This window comes from Saccharibacillus alkalitolerans, assembly GCF_011090185.1.
Classification (GTDB): Bacteria; Bacillota; Bacilli; order Paenibacillales; family Paenibacillaceae; genus Saccharibacillus; species Saccharibacillus alkalitolerans.
On sequence record NZ_JAAFGS010000004.1, the window covers coordinates 309252 to 327616 of the forward strand.

Consider the following 18365-nt stretch of genomic DNA (forward strand, 5'->3'; position numbering starts at 1 on the left):
TCTCCCCCGCAAATCTCCGCGCTCCCAAACTCCTAGGCCGACTCCCGGGTAAAGTAAGCTTCCGCCTTCCGGCTCCCCCAAAACGACAGCGCCAAAAACGCGATCACGTACAGCAGCTCGTAAGGCCGCTCGGCAAACCGCCCCAGATCGTGCCCCACGTACGACACGGCCAGCACCATGATCGCTTTCCCTCCGGCAATGGCCAGGAAAAACGCCAGCTTCGGCATGCGCGCGATCGCGGCCGCCGTGTTGACGATCGCGAACGGGCCGACCGGCATCATGCTGAGAATGAACACGAAGCTGAAAGCGTTGCGGCGCACCCACAGCATGCTTTTTTGCACCTTCGGCCGTTCCGCCCAGCGCAGAAAATACGGATGCGACGCGATCGCCCGTACGATCAGAAACGTCGTCATGCAGCCTGCGATCAGCCCGATCCACGAATACAGGAAGCCGAGCCACAATCCGTAAGCCGCCGCGTTGACGCCTACGATCACGGCGGTCGGCAGCGGGGGAACGAAAGATTTCAGAAACGTCAGGAAAATGCCGGGCAGCGGACCCAGCGAGCGAAAGCGTTCCAGCCACTCGTGCAAATTTTCCTCCGTCATATACGATAACAGGTAAAGGTCCGGCAAGATTCGCGCCCCTCTCTGGTTTCCTTGGTCCGGCCGCAGCCGGCATATCCGCTATTATATCGGGTAAATGACGTTTTTTGCCGCCGAATTGTGGATTTTCTCGCAACCCCGCCCGTTCGCCGCGGCGCATTCGGGGGTAATGATGGCCATACGGCCGAAAGCTTTCCGCCATTCGGGAACGGCCGACGAAACGGAGGCGTAAACGATGAAGGTCAAAAGCGACCCGCAACCTTTTTTCTTCGAGGACGACGGCATCATCCCCAACAATCCGAAGCTTCCCGTGATTCTGTATCCGGGGGCGCTGAGCGATAAGCCCGAATGGGCCGAATCGGTGTTCAACGGCAACGGCTGGCGCAACAGCTGGGAAAACGGCGTATTCGACTATCACCACTATCACAGCAACACGCACGAAGTGCTCGGCGTTACGCACGGCACGATCCTGCTCCAGCTCGGAGGCGAAAGCGGGCGGGCGTTCGACCTGAAGGCGGACGACGTCGTCGTGCTTCCCGCCGGCACCGGCCATAAGCGTATCACGGCCAGCGGCGGCTTTCGAATCGTGGGCGCTTACCCCGACGGCATGGATTACAACACGAGAGTCGAAAACGACGGCAAACGGGAGCAGGCGCTCGGCGAGATCGCCGAAGTTCCGCTGCCGCGTACCGACCCTCTGCACGGCGAAGACGGTCCGCTGAAGGCCCTCTGGTCTTCTGTTTGAATGCGCGAATTTATTTCCGGATTTCCGCTCGATTAAGCGCCTTTACGGCGCTTTTTTGTGATATGATTTTCATGCTATTGAACATGTGAGACTGCTCATTGCAAATATTTGCGATCAGTGCATGCTCCGCCGCCTCAGCTTGCATCCATCCATGTAAATCATCACTCAACAGACAGGAGTCTCCACGTTTATGAGCGCCGCATTCTCCACTTTTATTGCCCTCTTCGCGATGTCGGGCGTATTCAGCATCCTGCTCGCCTTATATGCCTCTTTTCATAAAACCCGCTTCACGGGGATGAGCCTGTTCGTATGGATGTCCGCGGCGACCGCCGTGTATACGTTCGGCAGCGCGCTGGAATTGGCCAGTTCTTCGCTTGAAAGCATCAAGTTCTGGATCGCCTTCGAGTATCTGGGCCTTCCTTTTATCTCGCCGCTGAACCTCCTGGTCGTCTTCCACTACATCGGACGCGAACGAATGATGACTCCCCGCGCAGCCGCCGCCATGCTTGCCATTCCCGCGATGACTTCCCTGCTGATGCTGACCAACGACCTGCACGGACTCGTCTATCAAAGTATCGGGCTGCGCGAAGACGTGCCGTGGATTCTTGCGGATTTCAAAATGGGCGTTTGGTACGTCGTCAACGGCAGTTATACGCTGGGATGCGGAGTGGTGGGCATGTGGCTGCTGGCCCTCCACATGCGCCGCACGCTGAACGTCTACCGCAAGCAGACGGCCGTCATGTTCATCGGTCTTTTCGTGCCGATCTTCACCTCCCTGATCTACACCGTTAACCTGACGCCGCATCATATCGATCCCGTTCCCGCTACGATGAGTCTGACCAATCTGCTCTACTGCTGGGCCATTTTTTCCGCCGGCATGCTGACCTCGACTCCGATCGTGCGCGAGAACATTCTGGAAAGCATGCGCGACGGCGTGCTGATTCTCGATCCTGCCGGGCGGCTCGCCGATTACAACAAAGCCGCTTCCCGGATGTTTCCGTTCCTGAAGCCCGATCTGATCGGGGCGGGAGCCGCGGACGCCTTTCCCAAGCGCCATCTTCGCCCCGAAGACGCCGACATGGCCTTTCTCGAGGCCGAAGATCGGCAGATCGAATGGGTGGACGGACACGAAGTCCGCTATTACCGCATTCGCTCCTCCCCTGTCTATAACCGCAAAGGCGGAGCCATGGCGGGCAGAACCGTCGTCGTGCTCGACGTCACCGAGAGCGTCCTGCTCCATCGCAAGCTGGAGAAAATGGCGACGCACGACGGCATGACTCAGATCTACAACCGTACCCACTTCGTCGAACGCACGGAAAAGCTGATCCTCGAAGCCTGGCAGGCCGGCGAACCGCTGACCCTTGCCCTGTTCGATATCGATCGCTTCAAGTCGATCAACGACACCTACGGCCACGATGTGGGAGACCTCGTCATTCGCCACGTCGTGCACGCCTGCAAAATTTATCTGGGCGACCGGGACGTGTTCGGGCGCTACGGCGGAGAAGAATTCGCGCTGTGCATGCCGGGCCGGACCGTGGAAAACGCCTACGCCCTGCTCGAAAGCGTCAGACGCGAACTGGCTTCCGGCCCGGTATCGACAAGCGCCGGACCGGTCGGCGTGACAGCCAGCTTCGGATTGGTGGAAGCCCGTCCGGGCCGGCCGCTCAAGCGGCTGACCAAGCTCGCGGACGACGCGCTGTACCGCGCCAAGCAGGGCGGCCGCAACAACGTGCAGCTGGCCGCGGGCGAACGGCTCGAGGAAGAGGACGAGGCGGAACCGGACCTGAAAAAAGGAGCGGCGGGGGCCTGAAAGCCGCCAGGCCGGAAGCGGCCGGCCGGAGCCCGATAGGAACGACACCGCGAACTCGAGTACGATCGACGGCCGGCCGGGAATTTCGTTTCCCGGCCGGCTTTGTTGTACAATGATTCCATGATCCGCCGCACGGCTGCATGCCTCCCCTCCCTCTGCCGGGAGCGCAGTCCGGCGCAGAAGAAAGAAGGAGATGTCCATGAAGTTCGAACAATACGTCCAATACGATGCCGTCGGCTTGGCGGAACTGCTGCGCCGGCGCGAAGTATCCGCCGCCGAGCTGGCCGAAGCCGCGTTCGCCCGGATGGACGAAGTTAACCCGCGGCTGAACGCCGTCGTCCGCGAGCGCCGGGAAGCCGCGCTGCAAGAAGCGGCGGCCATGCCGCTTCCCAGCACGGAGCGCCCGTTCGCCGGCGTGCCGTACCTGCTGAAAGACATCTCGCAGGCGCTGGCCGGAGAACCGCTGACGTCCGGTTCCGCGCTGCTCGCAAATAACATCGCCCGCCGGGATTCCAACTACGTCGCCCGGCTGCGCGCCGGCGGCTTCATCCCGCTCGGCCACACGAACACGCCGGAGTTCGGACTCAAGAACATTACCGAACCGGCGCTGCACGGTCCGGCCCGGAATCCGTGGAATCCCGACCATTCCCCGGGCGGCTCCAGCGGCGGCGCGGCGGCCGCGATCGCTTCGGGCATCGTGCCGGCGGCCGGCGCGAGCGACGGCGGCGGCTCGATCCGCATCCCGGCGTCGTTCACCGGCCTGTTCGGCCTCAAGCCGACGCGCGGCCGAACCCCGGTCGGCCCCGGCGTCGGCCGACAATGGCAGGGCGCGTCGATCGACTTCGCCCTGTCGCGCACCGTGCGCGACAGCGCCGCGCTGCTGGACCTGCTGCAGGTGCTGCAGCCCGAAGCCGCGTTCCAGACGCCCCTCTATCCGGGCGTCTACGCCGAAGATATGCGGACGCCTCATCCGCGCCCGCTTCGCATCGCCTACACGACCGCTTCGCCGGTCGGCACGCCGGTAAGCGAAGACGCCGCGGCCGCGGTCATGAAGACCGTCCGTTGGCTCGAGAAGCAGGGACACGACGTCGAAGAGAAGCTGAGCCCGGTCAACGGCGTGCGGCTGATGGAGAACTATTACACGATGAACGCCGGCGAAGTCTCCGCCATGTTCATCTCGCTGGAACAGATGCTCGGCCGCGCCATCCGCCCGGACGAAGTGGACATCATCACCTGGGTATTCGCGGAAGCCGGCAAAAACGTCTCGGCCGCCGAGTTCGTGCACAGCCTGAACGAATGGGACGTCGCCGCGGCCCAAATGGCGGAACTGTCCGCCCGCTACGATCTGTACGTTACGCCGGCGGCCGCTTTCCAGGCTCCGCGCGTCGGCGAACTGACGCACAAGCCCGGCGAGATCGCGCCGTGGATGCGGGTCAGCGAGCTGTCGACGAACGAACAGCGTCAGATGCTCTACGACATCTTCGAACGCAGCCTGACCTATACCCCGTTCACCCAGCTCGCCAATCTCACGGGCCAGCCGGCGACCAGCCTGCCGCTGCATCTGACCGAAGACGGCCTGCCGCTCGGCGTGCAGATGATCGCGGCCAAGGGACGCGAGGATCTGCTGCTGCGCATGGCCGCGCAGCTGGAACAGTCGGAGCTGTGGATCGGGATGCGGGGCAACCCGATGATGGGCTGACCGGAAGGCGGGCGAAAGCTCGCCGCGTAACGCGCTTCCCGCTTGAGAAGGCCCGTTTCCGCTCTGCGGAGTCGGGCCTTCTGCTTGGTTATGCGCCGTTTATTCGTATACGAACCAGACTTCGCGAATCAGCCCGCCGGCCGTTTCGTAGATCGCGGCCGCCTGCGTCGCCCGGTCCGAGCCCGCCTGCGTGACCTGCTCGTGGTCGATAACCCGGCTGCCGATCACCATCCGGTTCACCAGCTCCGCATGCACCTTGTCGACTTCGAAGCGTCTGCGATAGCGCTCGCGCATAGCGTCCCTTCCTTCCGCGATCAGCGAGCCGTCCAGCAGGTTGTAGAGGCGCGCGTCTTCCGCGTACACGTCCAAAAAACCTTCCAGATCGTGGGCGTTATACCGATCAAGCTGGCGCTGCGCCAGTTCTTCCGCCGATTTTTCCCGGGAGCCGGCCGCTCGGCCGATCCCGGCCGAACCGCTTGCCGCGGGCCTGACTTCGTACATTCGCATCTGCCGGGGAACTCCCTTGAATTCCAATCGTCCCGCATAAACGAGAGAGCTCAAACGGTGATTGAGAAAGCTGTCGTCCAGCGGTTCCTCGCTCTGTCCCAGTGCTTCGCCGATGACGCGCGCGGCTTTGCGATACTCGCCGCGGCGGCCGCAGACTTTCTTCGCGGTCTCCAGCAAATAAGCGTCATAATAATCTTCCGGCACCCCGACAATCCGGCCCTCCCCATATCGGTGAAGGGTATGCTTGCCTGCCGACAAGACTTCCCATTCGCTTTCCATCTGCCGCCGCCGCTGCCCGGTCAGCGCGTATTCGGCCAAGCCGGTTTGAACGGCGCGCTCCCAGACCGAACGCAGCTTATCCGCCGACAGCTCCCCGCTTTTCAAAAAGACGGCATCCGATCTACCGGTCAAACCGGCCGTAACAGCCGGAGCATCGATCACGTACACGCTGCCCGTAAATTCGCGGAACAGGAACAGCAGCCAGCGCAGAGCGATCTGCTCCGCCGCGTTTCCCGCAGCCCAGATCACGATCCCCGTGTCGGCCGATACGCGTCCGGGAAGCTCCGTTATCTCCCGATAGCCTTTGTCCAGATCGCGCATGCCGTCGAGATCGTCCGAGCCGTGCATCTGCCCGAGCCAGGCCAATCGCCGAAGCCATCCTTCTCTTTGCTCCACTCCCGTAAGCGGCCCGCAGGCCAGATGATCGCGCCAAGCCGCAACCCGCTGCTGTTCCCGTTCGATCTCCGTTCGAAAAGCCTGCTTCAGGCTGCCTCCCGTCGAGACGTCCGGGGCGATATGCAGGTATTCCATGCCTTCCGGATCCGCCGGCCTCCATTCCTTTTCCACCGCGGATCGGCAGAATTCCATCCACTCCCGGCCGGCTTCCCGGTGCAGCATCAACTTCGTCAGCACGTCTCGCAGCTGCGCCTCGTTCAAGTCTTCGGCCATCTGCCGCACCGCGGCCGCATGCTTCAATTTTTCCGCCTGCTGCGCCGCAACCTTTTCATCGTTCTCGTCCATCGTTATTTTCCTCCCGCCGCTTCTGTTCGTCTTCCGCGCCTTCCCGACGCCCAGTCTCCGGTTCCATTTTATCGGAAAACGACCTGCGGCCGCATTCTTTTCCCGGATTTCGTCCGCGCCGTTTCGTTTAATAACTAAGACAGCGCAAGTTAAAGCCTCGCCAAGGAGGGGATTCCCATCATCACGATCGGATTGACCAATTTCAGCGACCACGACGAACTGTACGGCAAAAAGAAACCCGCCGAGCGGCTGCCCGCTTACAGCGAGACGTTCAAGCTGGTGGAGCTGGACAGCTCCTTTTACGCGATCCAGCCCGTGAAGAACTACGAAAAGTGGGTGTCGCAGACGCCGGACGATTTCGGGTTCGTGATCAAGGCGTATCAGGGCATGACCGGCCATCTGCGCGGCAAAAAGAATTACTTCGATACGCCGGAGGAGATGTTCGCCGCTTTCCATACGAGCCTCGCGCCCGTCGTCGAAGCGAACAAGCTTACCATGACGCTGTTCCAGTATCCGCCCTGGTTCGACTGCACCCGCGAGAACGTCGAGAAGCTGCGCGTCACGCGCGAATTCATGAAAGACGTGCCGTGCGCGCTCGAATTCCGGCATCAATCGTGGTATTCGCCGCAGTTCCGCGACAAGACGCTCGATTTCATGCGCAAGGAAGGCTGGATTCAGACCGTCGTCGACGAGCCGCAGGCCGGCAGCGGCTCCATCCCGATCATCGCACGGGCGACCAGCGACGAAGCCACGTACGTCCGCATGCACGGGCGCAACGTCGGCGGCTGGCACAAGAGCAGCGATCCCAATTGGCGCAAGCTGCGCTATCTGTACCGCTACAGCACGGAGGAACTGAAGGAGTGGCGCGACATTTTGCTCGATCTGGCCAAGCAGTCGAAACATGTGTACGTCGCGTTCAACAACAACTCCGACAAGGATGCCACGCCGAACGCGCTGGAACTGATGGAGCTGCTCGGACAGCCTATTCCGGAAGGCGCGCCGTGGCCGCCGCAGCAGTCCGAAGATCCGTCTTTGCAGCCGAACGAGCCGGAATCGCGGGATGAACCCGAACCGCGGCAGGAAAAGCTTTTTTAAAATAAAACAATCCGAAAAACGGAAAAAGACCGCCCCGGCGTCCTGACGACGATCGGAGAGCGGTCTTTTTCATAGGTCTATGGCTGCGCCTCAAGCGAACGCCGAAGCTTACTTAAACCACTTCAAGCGCTCTTCCAGCGGCTTGAACTGCTTCTCGCCGGCCGGAGCGGTCGGTTTGCCGAACGGCATCTGCGCGATCAGCTTCCAGCTTTCCGGAATGTCCCATTCCGGCTTGACCTTCTCGTCGATCAGCGGATTGTAGTGCTGGAGCGAAGCGCCGTAGCCTTCCGCCTCCAGCAGCGTCCAGATCGCGTACTGGTGCATGCCCGACGACTGCTGCGACCAGATCGGGAAATTGTCCTGATAGGCCTGGAACTGCTCCTGCATGCCGCGGATCACCGACTCGTCCTCGAAGAAGAGGATCGTGCCGTAACCGGCTTTGAATCCGTCCATTTTTTCCTGCGTAGGTCCAAAGTTTTCTGCCGGAACAATCTCCTTCAGAATGGCGGTTGTGAAGTCCCACAGCTTGTCGTGCTGTTCACCGAGCAGCACGACGACGCGCGCGCTCTGCGAATTGAACGCCGACGGCACGTGCAGCAGCGTCTGTTCGATCAGTTCGCGGATTCGTTCGTCGGATGCCGTCTGTTCCTTGCTGATTCCGTAGATACTGCGTCTGTTTCGCATCAGTTCCAGCATATTTTCGGTCGTCAAGAATAACGCCTCCTCGAAAAAGTAGTCCAACTTATTATTACCTTTTTTCTCCCCCTCCCAAGCAGCGCCCCCGAAACTTTAACATTGCCAATCACAAAATCCGTTTGAAATCCTGAATTATGTAAAAAAATGTGCGCTTCGTTTAGCTCCTCCCGCTTTCGGGTAACTTGTATTATTCTTATTAGCTAGCGACTTTTTGATGCCTTACAACTTGAAGGGCGGCCCTCGGCCTGTCCTTGACTCAACCGATTACGCCGGACGCCTTATGCGTCCTTTTTTATACCCGATTCAACGTATTTCCCCGGCGCGGCGCGATCTGTCAGCCGAACCCCCATCCAACGCAGATTATGAGGAGGCTCTTTGTTTATGACCGCAAATCACACAATGATGCAATTTTTCGAATGGCATGTGCAGGCAGACGGAGAGCATTGGAACCGGCTGAAAGAAATGGCCCCAGAGCTGAAAAAGTGGGGCATCGACTCCGTATGGATTCCGCCCGTTACCAAGGGGCAGTCCGCGGAAGATACCGGCTATGGCGTATATGATCTGTACGATCTGGGCGAATTCGACCAGAAAGGCACGGTCCGCACCAAGTACGGTACGAAGGAAGAACTGAAAAGCGCCATCGCGGCCTGCCACGAATTCGGCATCGCCGTCTATGTCGATCTGGTCATGAACCATAAGGCCGGCGCGGACGAGACAGAGCGATTCAAAGTCGTCGAAGTCGATCCGAACGACCGCAACGTCGTCATCTCCGAAGAGCCGTTCGAGATCGAAGGTTGGACCAAGTTCACCTTCCCGGGACGCGGTGACCAGTATTCTTCCTTCAAGTGGGATTACCGGTATTTTAACGGCACGGACTACGACAACGCTACCGGAAACACGGGGATCTACCGGATCGGCGGCGAGAATCGGGGATGGGACGACAAGGTGGACAACGAATTCGGCAATTACGATTACCTGATGTTCGCCAACATCGACTATCGAATTCCGGAAGTGCGCGAGGAAATGATGGAATGGGGCCGATGGCTCGTCGACACGCTGCAGTGCAGCGGCTATCGACTCGACGCGATCAAGCATATCAACCATGATTTCATCCGCGAGTTCGCGGGCGAAATGACCCGCAAGCGCGGCGAAGATTTCTACATCGTCGGCGAGTTCTGGAACAACGACCTGAACGCCTGCCGGGAATTCCTCGACAATGTCGACTACCGCATCGACCTGTTCGACGTCGCGCTGCACTATAAGCTGCACGAAGCGTCCAAGTCGGGCAGCGCGTTCGACCTGACGAAAATTTTCGACGACACGCTGGTCCAGACCCACCCGACGAACGCCGTCACCTTCGTGGACAACCACGACTCCCAGCCGGGCGAATCGCTGGAATCGTGGATCGAGGACTGGTTCAAACAGAGCGCGTACGCTCTCATTCTGCTGCGGCGCGACGGTTACCCGTGCGTGTTCTACGGCGACTACTTCGGCATCGGCGGGGAACACCCGATCGACGGCAAAAAGATGGCGATCGATCCGCTGCTCTACGCCCGCTGCCAAAAAGCGTACGGCGACCAGGACGACTACTTCGATCATCCGAATACGATCGGCTGGGTGCGCAGAGGCATCGAAGAAGTGGCCGGCTCCGGCTGCGCGGTCGTGATCTCCAACGGCGACGCCGGCGAGAAGCGCATGAACGTCGGCGCCGAACGCGCCGGCGAGGAATGGATCGACCTGACGAACACGCGCGACGAAAAAATCGTGATCGAAGAAGACGGCTTCGCCACTTTCCCGGTCAACGGCGGCAGCGTGTCCGTCTGGGCGCTTCCGGAAGAAGACCGGAACATGGACTGCGCGGCGGACGCGCAGGGTCAGTAAAGCGAACGGACGGAAGGTCCTCGCGGGCTTCGATGATGCGGGCAGGCTCCGAACAGGCGAGCGGGCTTAGACGATTCGAGCAGGCTCCGAAAAAGCGAGCGGGCTTAGACGATTCGAGCAGGCCCCGAAAAAGCGAGCGGGCTTCGGCGGTCCGAGCAGGACCCGAAAAAGCGAGCGGGCTTCGGCGGTCCGAGCAGGACCCGAAAAAGCGAGCGGGCTTCGGCGGTCCGAGCAGGACCCGAAAAAGCGAGCGGGCTTCGGCGGTCCGAGCAGGCTCTGAAAAAGCGAGCGGGCTTCGGCGGTCCGAGCAGGCTCTGAAAAAGCGAGCGGGCTTCGGCGGTCCGAGCAGGACCGTCTTTTCCGCTCGTCCTTTCGATCGGGCATGCCGAAAAATCCGTCTCCGCGGCGATTTCGCCGTAGGGACGGATTTTTGTCATGCGGATTCGGCGATTCGAAGACGCCCGGGGCAGGCCCGATGCGGGATGGCCGCGCCGAGAAGGCGCCTTCTCGGCGCGGCAGCAGGCAAGGGCCTGAGCCATGTATTTTACGCCAAACTCCAGAGCAAATACAGCGCCGTTCCCCAGATAAACAGCGCCGAGCCTTTGTTGAACAAGGCCATCCATCGCCCGCTTCCGTCGAATCGGCGCAGCACGGCTCCCGCTCCGGCCAATCCGGCGAACCAGACCCAGGAGACGGCGGCGCAGGCCGCAGCGAAGCGCAGCCTTGCCGGCCCTTCGTAGACGAGCGCGCTCGTGCCGATCACCCCGATCGTATCGAGCAGGGCATGGGGATTGAGCAGCGAGACGGAAATCGCGAAAATCATCTGCTTCGAAGCCGGCAGCGCGCGCGGCGGAGCCTCGGCGCCGTCCGTACCGTTCCCGTTGCCGGGAGTGCCCGGATTATCGGAGCTCCCCCAGGCAGCCGGCTTCGAGCGCCACAGCGACAAGCCCATATAGGCGAGGAATAAGACCCCCGCCAGCATCAGCGCGATGCGGAGCGCTTCGAACTTCAGCACGACGGCCGAGACGCCGAACACGGCCAGCAGAATCAGCAGCGTATCGCACAGCGACGCGGCCAGAACGGCCGGCATCGCGCGGGACAGGCGGAGCTGAGCGGCCCCCTGGGTAAATACGAAGACGTTCTGCACGCCGAGCGGCAGAATCAGGCCGAAGGCCAGAATAAATCCGTGCAGGATGGCTTCCAATCGTACATCGACTCCTTTTTCTTTTCCTTTTCCATCATACGATGCGTGGAGAAAAAGAAAACCGCCGATTGGACGGTTTTCACCCACCCGATTCGGACGGGACGCTCCGACTTCCCCCGAAGCCTCTACCGTCTGCGAAGCCGAAGAGAGATTCGAACTGCACGAGAGCGGGCGTACGCACCCTGCCAAGTTGAAAAATAACTGCGTATAAGCACTTATTTATTCAATTATCGCCCGACTTTTAAAAATAACTGCACCAGAGCAGCTATTTCACGAAAACAGGCCGAAAAAGGAGATTAAACGTACAATTAGCTGCTCTCCTGCACTTATTTTCTCCAAAAGATCATTTTGAGGCAAAATAAGTGCTCTTTCGCAGCTATTTCGAAAAGGAGAGCACGGGAGCCAGAAGTCGGGCGCTGGAGTCAAGCAGGGGGCGGGAGCCAGAAGTCGGCAGCAGGAATCAAGCAAGAGCCGGGGCCCAGGAGTCGGGAGCGGGACAATTGCTTATCCGGCCGGCTCACCGCTATCCCGCTCGCCGCCGGAAGCAAAAATGTCCCGCGAGCATACAAGCATACATACAAAAAAGGACCGCCTTCCGGCGATCCTTATCCTTTATCGTGCCGTATTCCATACCGTACGGTTCGATCCGCCCCTTACACCCAGCGGATGACGTCCTCCGGCGTACGGCGAGTCTGCGGCCGCAGTTCCTTGTCCTTGTTCCGATAGCCGAAAGCGGCCATGACGCTGACGCCGTAGGCGCCGTCCTCGAGCAGGCCGGCTTCTTCCAGCACCGCGTCCAGCTTCTCGCGGTGGAAGCCTTCGATCGGGCAGGAATCGATGCCGATCTGAGCGGCGGCGGTCATCATGTTGCCGAGCGCGATATACGTCTGCTTCGACGCCCAGTCGAACAGGCTGCGCTCGTCGCGCAGATCGAAGTCGGTTACCTGGAACGACTTATAAATCTCGCCCGTCATCCGGTCGACCAATTCCTGCGGATAGCCTTTGACGTTCAGCATGTGCTGCGCCAGATGCGGGGAATCGTAACGGACGTCGCGGCGCGCGAGAATGACCACGAAATGGCTTGCCGTAGGCAGCTGGCCTTGGGCGCCCCAGGATACCGCGCGAATCTTCTCCCGCAGTTCCGGATTCTGCACGACGACGAATTTCCACGGCTCAAGTCCGATCGAACTCGGCGACAGCCGCGCCGTTTCCAGAATGAATTCGAATTCCTCGTCCGGAATTTTCCGGGCGGGATCGAAAGATTTTGTCGCATGTCTGAAGCGGTATGCCTCCAAAATTTCTTGTCTTTTTGTTTCGCTGCTCATTTCATCCGCCATCCTTTTCCCATATATGCAAAACGATAATTGGTTACTTTTAATTACCGAATCATTCTACTCCATTTGCACATTCCGGTCAATCGGGAGGTCTTTTCGGCGGCTCACCGGTCGGCGGCAAACACCGTCGGGCCCTGCGTTTTTTCATACCGATTCACAAGCTGAGCCCGGGAGATCGGGCCCGCCTCGACCGTTTCTCTCGACTGAGGGTCGTAGCGGAACACGGCGAACGATTCCTCTCCTTCCTTGCTATACGTCTCTCCGATAAAATCGAACGTTCGGCCGTCCGCGCTCCACAGACAGCCCGAATAACCGAATATCGTGTTTGCCTTCGGAATCGGCACTTCGAACAAGCGGGCATTGTCCAGGTTATACATTCCGGCCTTCGTTTCGCCGATCAGCCCGTATCCGAGCGCCATAATATGCCCTCCGTTATTCACCGGACCGCTCGGCATCCAGGCCGCGCCGTGGATCACCTCCGTAAATCCGTATCCTTCCTGTTCGAATTCTTTGTTCACGTTCCGCACTTCCCCGCTTGCCAGATTCACGACGAACAACTTGGTGCTTTCGTGATAGCCGGCCGTGACCGCCGCGTACTGCCGGTCGGGCGACACGGTCACCGCATCGACCGTTTTCGGCGCTTCCGGAAGCTCGACGGGATCAGGCAGAGACGGCGCTTCGAGCCGCAGCGAATCGAAATCGGCGGTGACGACATCGGCTTGGTCGTAATATTTCGCTACCTCGGCCGTCACGGTGACGTCTCCGTTGATCCAGCGGATTCGATCTTTTTCCACGCTGCGGCGCGTGTCCCGCATATCCAGCGCGTAGGCCGACAGGTCGGAAGCTTGCTGCGGTTTTTCCGAAGGATCGGCAGCTTGAACGGCATCGGCCGCGCTCGACGCCCCGCCGGCTGGGGCAGCCTCTCCCTGCGCGGATTCGTTTGCGGCGCTGCTGCCGGCCCGGCTGCCGCCAGCCTCCTGAGCGCCGCAGCCGCTCAGCAGGATTACCCCGGCCAGTCCCGCCGCCAGCAGACCGCCGAGGCGTTTTCGTTCGTTTTTTTTCTTATTCATGGTAGTCATGGCTGAACCTCCGATTGTTCGAGCGCGCGCAGCGCTCCCTTGATCTTGTTGTCGTAACGGAACGGCGTCTCGCTGCTTCCGCTGGTCCAATAGAGAATGACAAGCCCTCCCTCGCTGAACACATGCGGATAAATGTCCGGTCCTTCTCCGCCGGCCGACGAACGGAAGGTTCGGTCGATCCGCTCGACTTCGGCCTGCGCCTTTTCCCGGCTGTCGAAGCTGAGAACGGTCAGCCGCTCGAAATCGGCCGCATCCGCGGAATTCCGGTCGATGATCATCTCCTCCTCATGCACGCCGTCCATCGGCCGATCGTAAAACGGAAGGTCGCGATCCTGCCGGAACGTCAGCTTCATCCCCGATTCGGACAGCTTTTGCTTCACCGTTTCGATGCTGATCCCCTTTTGCGATTCTTCATTCGGATTCGGTCCCGGGACGGACTCTGTCCGCTGCGCGCCTTCGTTCGCTTCGAAGAAGCGCAGGATCGTATCCGCAGCTCCGCTGTAGGCGGTTCCGCGCAGCGTCATCTCCATGTGCCGCAATCCGTAAGTACGCTTGTCCAGCGAGTAGTAGACCGCTCCGCTGGCGACCGCTCCTTCGCCCTGCCGGGTCCAGTCGTAGCGGGAAAATCCCGATGTTCCGTCGTCGTTCGAATACAGCGAACGCAGCGTCATCCCTTCCCGGGTTTCCGGCGGGAACGCCTTCTGCTCCGCCCACTCCGCGCGTTCGGGGAAATACGTTCCGATGCCCGAAACGACGCTGCCGACGGTTCCCGTCTCGGTATACGTCAACTTTTCCCCCGAACGGTCCGGATCATCGGAGCCGCCGGAATTGTCGGGATTCGTCCAAGTCACCCCGAACGAACCGTTCGCGCCGACCTGGGCCTCCGATAGCGTCCAATTTCTCGGGGCCAGCAGCAGATATCCGCGCTCTCCGTCAGGCCGATAAATCAGCGCCGCCTGAAGCGCCGACGCTTCTTCTTCGGTCAGCGCGAACGTGACGGACGGCAGTTCCGGCAGGGCGTCCGACGATTCGCCGTCGTCGACCGCCAGATTCGCTTTGACGACCGTTAGCGGAACGTTGACGGCCGAACCGGCTGCCCCGTCCTTAAGCGGAAAGCCGAGGTTGGCCGGCGTGCGCGGTCCGTTCCCTTCCGGCAACGTGACCGCGGCTTGAGGCGGCTTCTGCCTCAGTCCGTCCAGTATGCCTCCGCTCTCCAGCGCGAAAATGCCGGCCAGCAGCGCAGCGCTCAGCGTCAGGACTCCCGCCCTCCTCCCCCAGAGTTCGAACCGGCGGGGCGTTTCCTTCACCTTCTCTTCGACGCGGCGCATCATCTGCGGCGTAAACGAATTATTGCGAAACGGCTTCTGCTTCAGCTCTTTTTCCCAATCGATGTCTTTTTTGGTCATGCTTCGCCCCGCTCCTTTTCCCATAATTCCGACGCTTTCCGCCGTGCCCGCTGCAGCCTCGTTTTTGCCGCGGAGACCGTAATGCCGAGCGCTCCCGCCAGCTCCTCCATCGTCATGTCGTAATGGGCCCGCAGCATCAGGATTTCCCGGTATTTCAGCGGCAGCTTCAGCACGATTTTCCATACGTCGCTCGTCAGCTCCGCCCGCAGAAACTCCTCTTCCGCAGACCCGGACGCGCTCGTCTCGGGCACGTTCCCGGGCAGCGTCACCTTCCGCACGAAAGCCAGCCGCCGGTACGAATACCAGCGGTTGCGCGCGATGCGCAGCAGCCAGGTCTTCAGCGAAGCCTCGCCCCGATAAGCATGCATGTATTTATAGGCTCGGATAAAAGTCTCTTGGGCCAAATCGTCGGCCAGTTCCCGGCTTCGGGTCATCATATAGAGATAATTCCATACGTCCTCCCCGTAAGTTTCCATGACCGATTCGAAAGCATCCGCGTTCATGGAGGCCACGTCCTGCATCTCGTACGACATACCGCCCCTCCTTCTCTTCTATCCAAACTGACCCCCCAGAAGGAATAAAAGTTGCTGAACGCGCAAAAAAACAAAAAGCTCCGCATTTTCGGCGGCTGCCGAAAATGCGGAGCTTCTCCTTTTGGCCTTGCGATCGCGCTTGCCGCTTGTCAAACGCTGACGTCGAAATTGCGTCCGAGCTTGGCGGCCCGTGTCGGCTCGGTGCGAGTCTCCCACGGTTGGGCGGCACCCGGAACCGTCGGAGCCGCATACAGCGAACCCGGAGACTCGAATGCGCCCAGCATGGCGCGGGCGTAATCGTCTCCGCCTTTCGAAGGCGTACTGCGCACCGGAGCCTGCTCCGGCGCAGACTCTTCTTCCGCTTCGTCCGGCAGGGAAAACGAAGGTTCTTCCTGCGGAACCGATTCGTCACTCTGGCGGTCGGGGCGCCCTTGAACCGTAAATTCGGGCCGTTCGCCGTTCGCCGCGTCAAGCAGCGCGATATGCCGCTCCAGCAGGGCGATATGACGGCGAATGCGCATCGCCCGCTGCTCGCGGTCCGCTGACGAAGCCGGAAGTTGAAGAACCCTGGACAGCTCGACCTCCAGGCTCGCTTTGCGATTTTCCAGCGGTGCCTTGCCGTGCCGGCTGGGCGTGTAAGACGTGTTTAAAGCCGACATTCCGCTGATCGCGGGCACTGAACTTGCTCTGCCTTGTATACTGCTCATTGAAGCCATCCGCCTTTCCCGATTGAAAATAGAAATCTAGGTCGAATGCCAAATGCACATTTATCGTTCGTAAAAGCCGATATTCCGCCGAACGTTCGCATGAAGCGAAAAAGCCGTTCCGCGGGATGAGGGGCCGTTGGGCCGAAACAAATCGGAATGAAGCTCAAAGCTCACTGATTTCGTATACATTACCCCGTTTTAAACCTTTCTAACAGCCGAACGCAAAAAAACTTGCAGAAACCGGTAAAGCAGGTTTCCGCAAGCCAATAAGCAGATTTCTAAGGCCGCAAAGCGTGTCCGCATCGGCACGGCCGCAGTCGGCCAAGCCGATTAACGGCCGGCCGCGGCCGCCCGGTTTCGTACCGCTTCCGCGGTGACGGAAACGATAATCCGCAGCGCCTCCAGCAGCGTCTCCTGCGGCAGCGAAGGCAGCGAGGGCTTCAGCGAGGCGAGGGCGGTCGAAGCCGGAAAATGGACGAAGCCGGCGAGCGTGTCCGAGTCCGCCCGGTTCAGCTCGTCGAGCAGGGCGTACATCGTATTGTTGCAGATATACGTTCCGGCCGTATTCGAGACGGAGGCCGGGATGTCGCCCGCCTTCAGCTCTTCGACGATCCGGCGAATCGGCAGCGTCGCGAACAGACCGTCCGGCCCGTCTGCGCGAATCGGTTCGTCTTGCGGACTCCGGCCGGCATTGTCGGCGTAGGCTTCCGTATCTTTGACGTTGATCGCGATCCGTTCCGGCGTCACCGCCGTCCGGCCCGCCGCCAGTCCGCAGGCGATTACGGCGTCCGGACGCAGCCGGGTCGTCTCTTCGAGCAGACGTTCCGCGCAGTCGTCGTAACGGACCGGAAGCAGCAGCGTGTGCAGCTTCACATCCCCGAAGTCCTCCAAAGCGATCTGTTCCATCAACTGCTGCGTCGGATTGATCGGCGAGCCGCCGAACGGCTCGAAGCCGGAAAGCAAAATGTTCATAAATGGATTCCTCCGTCGGTTTTAGCCTATCTTATCATTTCCTCTTTTATCGAAACCAGCCGCCTTGGCCTATTCCGCTTACCCGTAAAATCAGATCTCGCCGCGGATATGCGGTTTGACCCGGTCACGGTAATAGTCGGACAGCTTTCGGCTCTCTTCCGCGCTGTAGCCGGGTACCGACGCGGCTTCCAGATTGTCTTCGACCTGACGCACGTTTTTGAATCCCGGAATGATGGTGCTTACGCCGGGCTGATCGAGAATCCAGCGCATCGAAGCGCGAGCCATGTCGCCGCGGCCTTCGGCAATCCACCTCAGCTCGTCCGCCAGCTCCACCCCTTTTTCGAAAGGCAGGCCCGCGAACGTCTCTCCTACGTTAAACTGCTCGCCGTTGGCGTTGAAATTCCGGTGATCGTTCTCGGCAAACGTGCTTTCTTTCGTGAACTTGCCCGTCAGCAGCCCGCTTGCCAGCGGCAGCCGGACGAGAATGCCCGCGCCTTTTTCCGCGGCTTTCGGCAGCAGCTCTTCCGCCGGCGTCTGACGCAGCAGATTGAAGATGACCTGAAGCGCGCTCACGCCGGGCACGTTCAGACAGAGCATGCCCTGCTCCACCGTCTCCACGCTGACGCCGTAATGCCGGATTTTCCCTTCTTCCTTCAGCTTGTCGAGCACGCCGAACACGGAGCCGTCCTTCAAAATCTCCGTCGGCGGGCAGTGGATCTGATACAGGTCGATCCTCTCCCGGTTCAGCCGCTTAAGGCTGTCCTCGCAGTAGCGGCGGACCGCTTCCTCCGAATAAGTCGCCGGATCGTGAATGTCTCCCGCCCGGCAGAACTTGGTCGCGACGTGAATATCGTCCTCGTGACCCTTCGTCGCTTCGGACAGCAGTTTCTCCGCGTGTCCTCCTCCGTATACGTCGGCCGTATCGAAAAAGTTGACCCCTTCTTCCATCGCGCGCCGCAGTCCCCGAAGCGCCTCTTCGTCGCTGGAATTCCCCCAGTCTCCTCCGATCGCCCACGTTCCGAAACTCACCTCGCTGATCCGCAGATCCGTATCGCCAAGCTGTCTGTAATTCATG

General features: G+C 60.3%; 16 protein-coding genes. 5 read left to right on the forward strand and 11 right to left on the reverse strand.

Annotated features, from left to right (window positions below; genetic code table 11):
• Nucleotides 1–32: 32 nt before the first annotated feature.
• Nucleotides 33–632, reverse strand: a complete 600-nt coding sequence (locus GYN08_RS13200) for a TVP38/TMEM64 family protein (protein WP_235946230.1) — start codon at nt 630–632, stop codon at nt 33–35.
• Between the two features lie 205 nt (nt 633–837).
• Here GYN08_RS13200 and GYN08_RS13205 point away from each other — a divergent pair, with 205 nt between their 5' ends.
• The 3 genes from GYN08_RS13205 (at nt 838) to GYN08_RS13215 (ending at nt 4856) form a co-directional block, all read left to right on the forward strand.
• Nucleotides 838–1347, forward strand: a complete 510-nt coding sequence (locus tag GYN08_RS13205) for a hypothetical protein (RefSeq protein WP_166274925.1) — start codon at nt 838–840, stop codon at nt 1345–1347.
• Between the two features lie 190 nt (nt 1348–1537).
• The gene (locus tag GYN08_RS13210; RefSeq protein ID WP_166274927.1) at nt 1538–3157 is read left to right on the forward strand and encodes a histidine kinase N-terminal 7TM domain-containing diguanylate cyclase; all 1620 of its coding nucleotides are present in this window, start codon (nt 1538–1540) and stop codon (nt 3155–3157) included.
• Nucleotides 3158–3356: 199 nt separating this feature from the next.
• Nucleotides 3357–4856 carry an amidase gene (locus GYN08_RS13215; protein WP_206023742.1) on the forward strand — a complete coding sequence of 500 codons (1500 nt, stop codon included), beginning with the start codon at nt 3357–3359 and terminating at the stop codon, nt 4854–4856.
• Nucleotides 4857–4955: 99 nt separating this feature from the next.
• On the opposite strand, the gene GYN08_RS13220 is transcribed toward GYN08_RS13215, so the two are convergent.
• On the reverse strand, nt 4956–6383 hold the full coding sequence (locus GYN08_RS13220; protein ID WP_166274931.1) for a DUF3658 domain-containing protein: 1428 nt from the start codon (nt 6381–6383) through the stop codon (nt 4956–4958).
• Between the two features lie 177 nt (nt 6384–6560).
• Here GYN08_RS13220 and GYN08_RS13225 point away from each other — a divergent pair, with 177 nt between their 5' ends.
• The gene (locus GYN08_RS13225; protein WP_166275599.1) at nt 6561–7478 is read left to right on the forward strand and encodes a DUF72 domain-containing protein; all 918 of its coding nucleotides are present in this window, start codon (nt 6561–6563) and stop codon (nt 7476–7478) included.
• 108 nt (nt 7479–7586) lie between these two features.
• Here GYN08_RS13225 and GYN08_RS13230 read toward each other — a convergent pair whose 3' ends face one another.
• Entirely contained in the window at nt 7587–8174 is a 588-nt protein-coding gene (locus GYN08_RS13230; protein WP_166275601.1) for a nitroreductase family protein, read from the reverse strand.
• Nucleotides 8175–8555: 381 nt separating this feature from the next.
• Between GYN08_RS13230 and GYN08_RS13235 the strand changes: the two genes are divergently transcribed.
• Nucleotides 8556–10055 carry an alpha-amylase gene (locus GYN08_RS13235; RefSeq protein ID WP_166274933.1) on the forward strand — a complete coding sequence of 500 codons (1500 nt, stop codon included), beginning with the start codon at nt 8556–8558 and terminating at the stop codon, nt 10053–10055.
• 544 nt (nt 10056–10599) lie between these two features.
• On the opposite strand, the gene GYN08_RS13240 is transcribed toward GYN08_RS13235, so the two are convergent.
• The 8 genes from GYN08_RS13240 to GYN08_RS13275 all read right to left on the reverse strand — a co-directional run bounded on the left by GYN08_RS13240 (nt 10600) and on the right by GYN08_RS13275 (nt 18364).
• Nucleotides 10600–11259, reverse strand: a complete 660-nt coding sequence (locus tag GYN08_RS13240; protein ID WP_166274935.1) for a LysE/ArgO family amino acid transporter — start codon at nt 11257–11259, stop codon at nt 10600–10602.
• A gap of 653 nt (nt 11260–11912) precedes the next feature.
• The gene (locus GYN08_RS13245) at nt 11913–12584 is read right to left on the reverse strand and encodes an NAD(P)H-dependent oxidoreductase (protein ID WP_166274937.1); all 672 of its coding nucleotides are present in this window, start codon (nt 12582–12584) and stop codon (nt 11913–11915) included.
• Between the two features lie 113 nt (nt 12585–12697).
• A complete protein-coding gene (locus tag GYN08_RS13250) occupies nt 12698–13672 on the reverse strand; it encodes a hypothetical protein (RefSeq protein ID WP_166274939.1) in 975 nt (324 codons plus the stop codon).
• Nucleotides 13669–15078 (reverse strand): DUF4850 domain-containing protein, encoded by a 1410-nt coding sequence (locus tag GYN08_RS13255; protein ID WP_166274941.1) that lies wholly within the window; start codon nt 15076–15078, stop codon nt 13669–13671. Before GYN08_RS13255 ends, GYN08_RS13250 begins: the two co-directional genes overlap by 4 nt.
• Nucleotides 15075–15611: an RNA polymerase sigma factor gene (locus GYN08_RS13260; RefSeq protein WP_166274943.1), complete on the reverse strand. Its 537-nt coding sequence runs from the start codon at nt 15609–15611 to the stop codon at nt 15075–15077. The genes GYN08_RS13255 and GYN08_RS13260 overlap by 4 nt, the downstream gene beginning before the upstream one ends.
• 149 nt (nt 15612–15760) lie before the next feature.
• Nucleotides 15761–16318, reverse strand: a complete 558-nt coding sequence (locus GYN08_RS13265) for a hypothetical protein (RefSeq protein WP_166274945.1) — start codon at nt 16316–16318, stop codon at nt 15761–15763.
• Nucleotides 16319–16648: 330 nt separating this feature from the next.
• Entirely contained in the window at nt 16649–17290 is a 642-nt protein-coding gene (locus tag GYN08_RS13270) for a pyroglutamyl-peptidase I (RefSeq protein ID WP_166274947.1), read from the reverse strand.
• A gap of 90 nt (nt 17291–17380) precedes the next feature.
• On the reverse strand, nt 17381–18364 hold the full coding sequence (locus GYN08_RS13275; RefSeq protein ID WP_166274949.1) for an aldo/keto reductase: 984 nt from the start codon (nt 18362–18364) through the stop codon (nt 17381–17383).
• Nucleotide 18365 lies beyond the last annotated feature (1 nt).

Bases quoted from the DNA above. Each gene is read 5' to 3' on its own strand.
- GYN08_RS13215 (WP_206023742.1), top strand. From the start codon at position 3,357: ATGAAGTTCGAACAATACGTCCAATACGATGCCGTCGGCTTGGCGGAA.
- GYN08_RS13220 (WP_166274931.1), bottom strand. From the start codon at position 6,383: ATGGACGAGAACGATGAAAAGGTTGCGGCGCAGCAGGCGGAAAAATTG.
- GYN08_RS13250 (WP_166274939.1), bottom strand. From the start codon at position 13,672: ATGACTACCATGAATAAGAAAAAAAACGAACGAAAACGCCTCGGCGGT.
- GYN08_RS13205 (WP_166274925.1), top strand. From the start codon at position 838: ATGAAGGTCAAAAGCGACCCGCAACCTTTTTTCTTCGAGGACGACGGC.
- GYN08_RS13275 (WP_166274949.1), bottom strand. From the start codon at position 18,364: ATGAATTACAGACAGCTTGGCGATACGGATCTGCGGATCAGCGAGGTG.
- GYN08_RS13270 (WP_166274947.1), bottom strand. From the start codon at position 17,290: ATGAACATTTTGCTTTCCGGCTTCGAGCCGTTCGGCGGCTCGCCGATC.
- GYN08_RS13210 (WP_166274927.1), top strand. From the start codon at position 1,538: ATGAGCGCCGCATTCTCCACTTTTATTGCCCTCTTCGCGATGTCGGGC.
- GYN08_RS13245 (WP_166274937.1), bottom strand. From the start codon at position 12,584: ATGAGCAGCGAAACAAAAAGACAAGAAATTTTGGAGGCATACCGCTTC.
- GYN08_RS13260 (WP_166274943.1), bottom strand. From the start codon at position 15,611: ATGTCGTACGAGATGCAGGACGTGGCCTCCATGAACGCGGATGCTTTC.
- GYN08_RS13265 (WP_166274945.1), bottom strand. From the start codon at position 16,318: ATGAGCAGTATACAAGGCAGAGCAAGTTCAGTGCCCGCGATCAGCGGA.
- GYN08_RS13255 (WP_166274941.1), bottom strand. From the start codon at position 15,078: ATGACCAAAAAAGACATCGATTGGGAAAAAGAGCTGAAGCAGAAGCCG.
- GYN08_RS13235 (WP_166274933.1), top strand. From the start codon at position 8,556: ATGACCGCAAATCACACAATGATGCAATTTTTCGAATGGCATGTGCAG.
- GYN08_RS13230 (WP_166275601.1), bottom strand. From the start codon at position 8,174: ATGCTGGAACTGATGCGAAACAGACGCAGTATCTACGGAATCAGCAAG.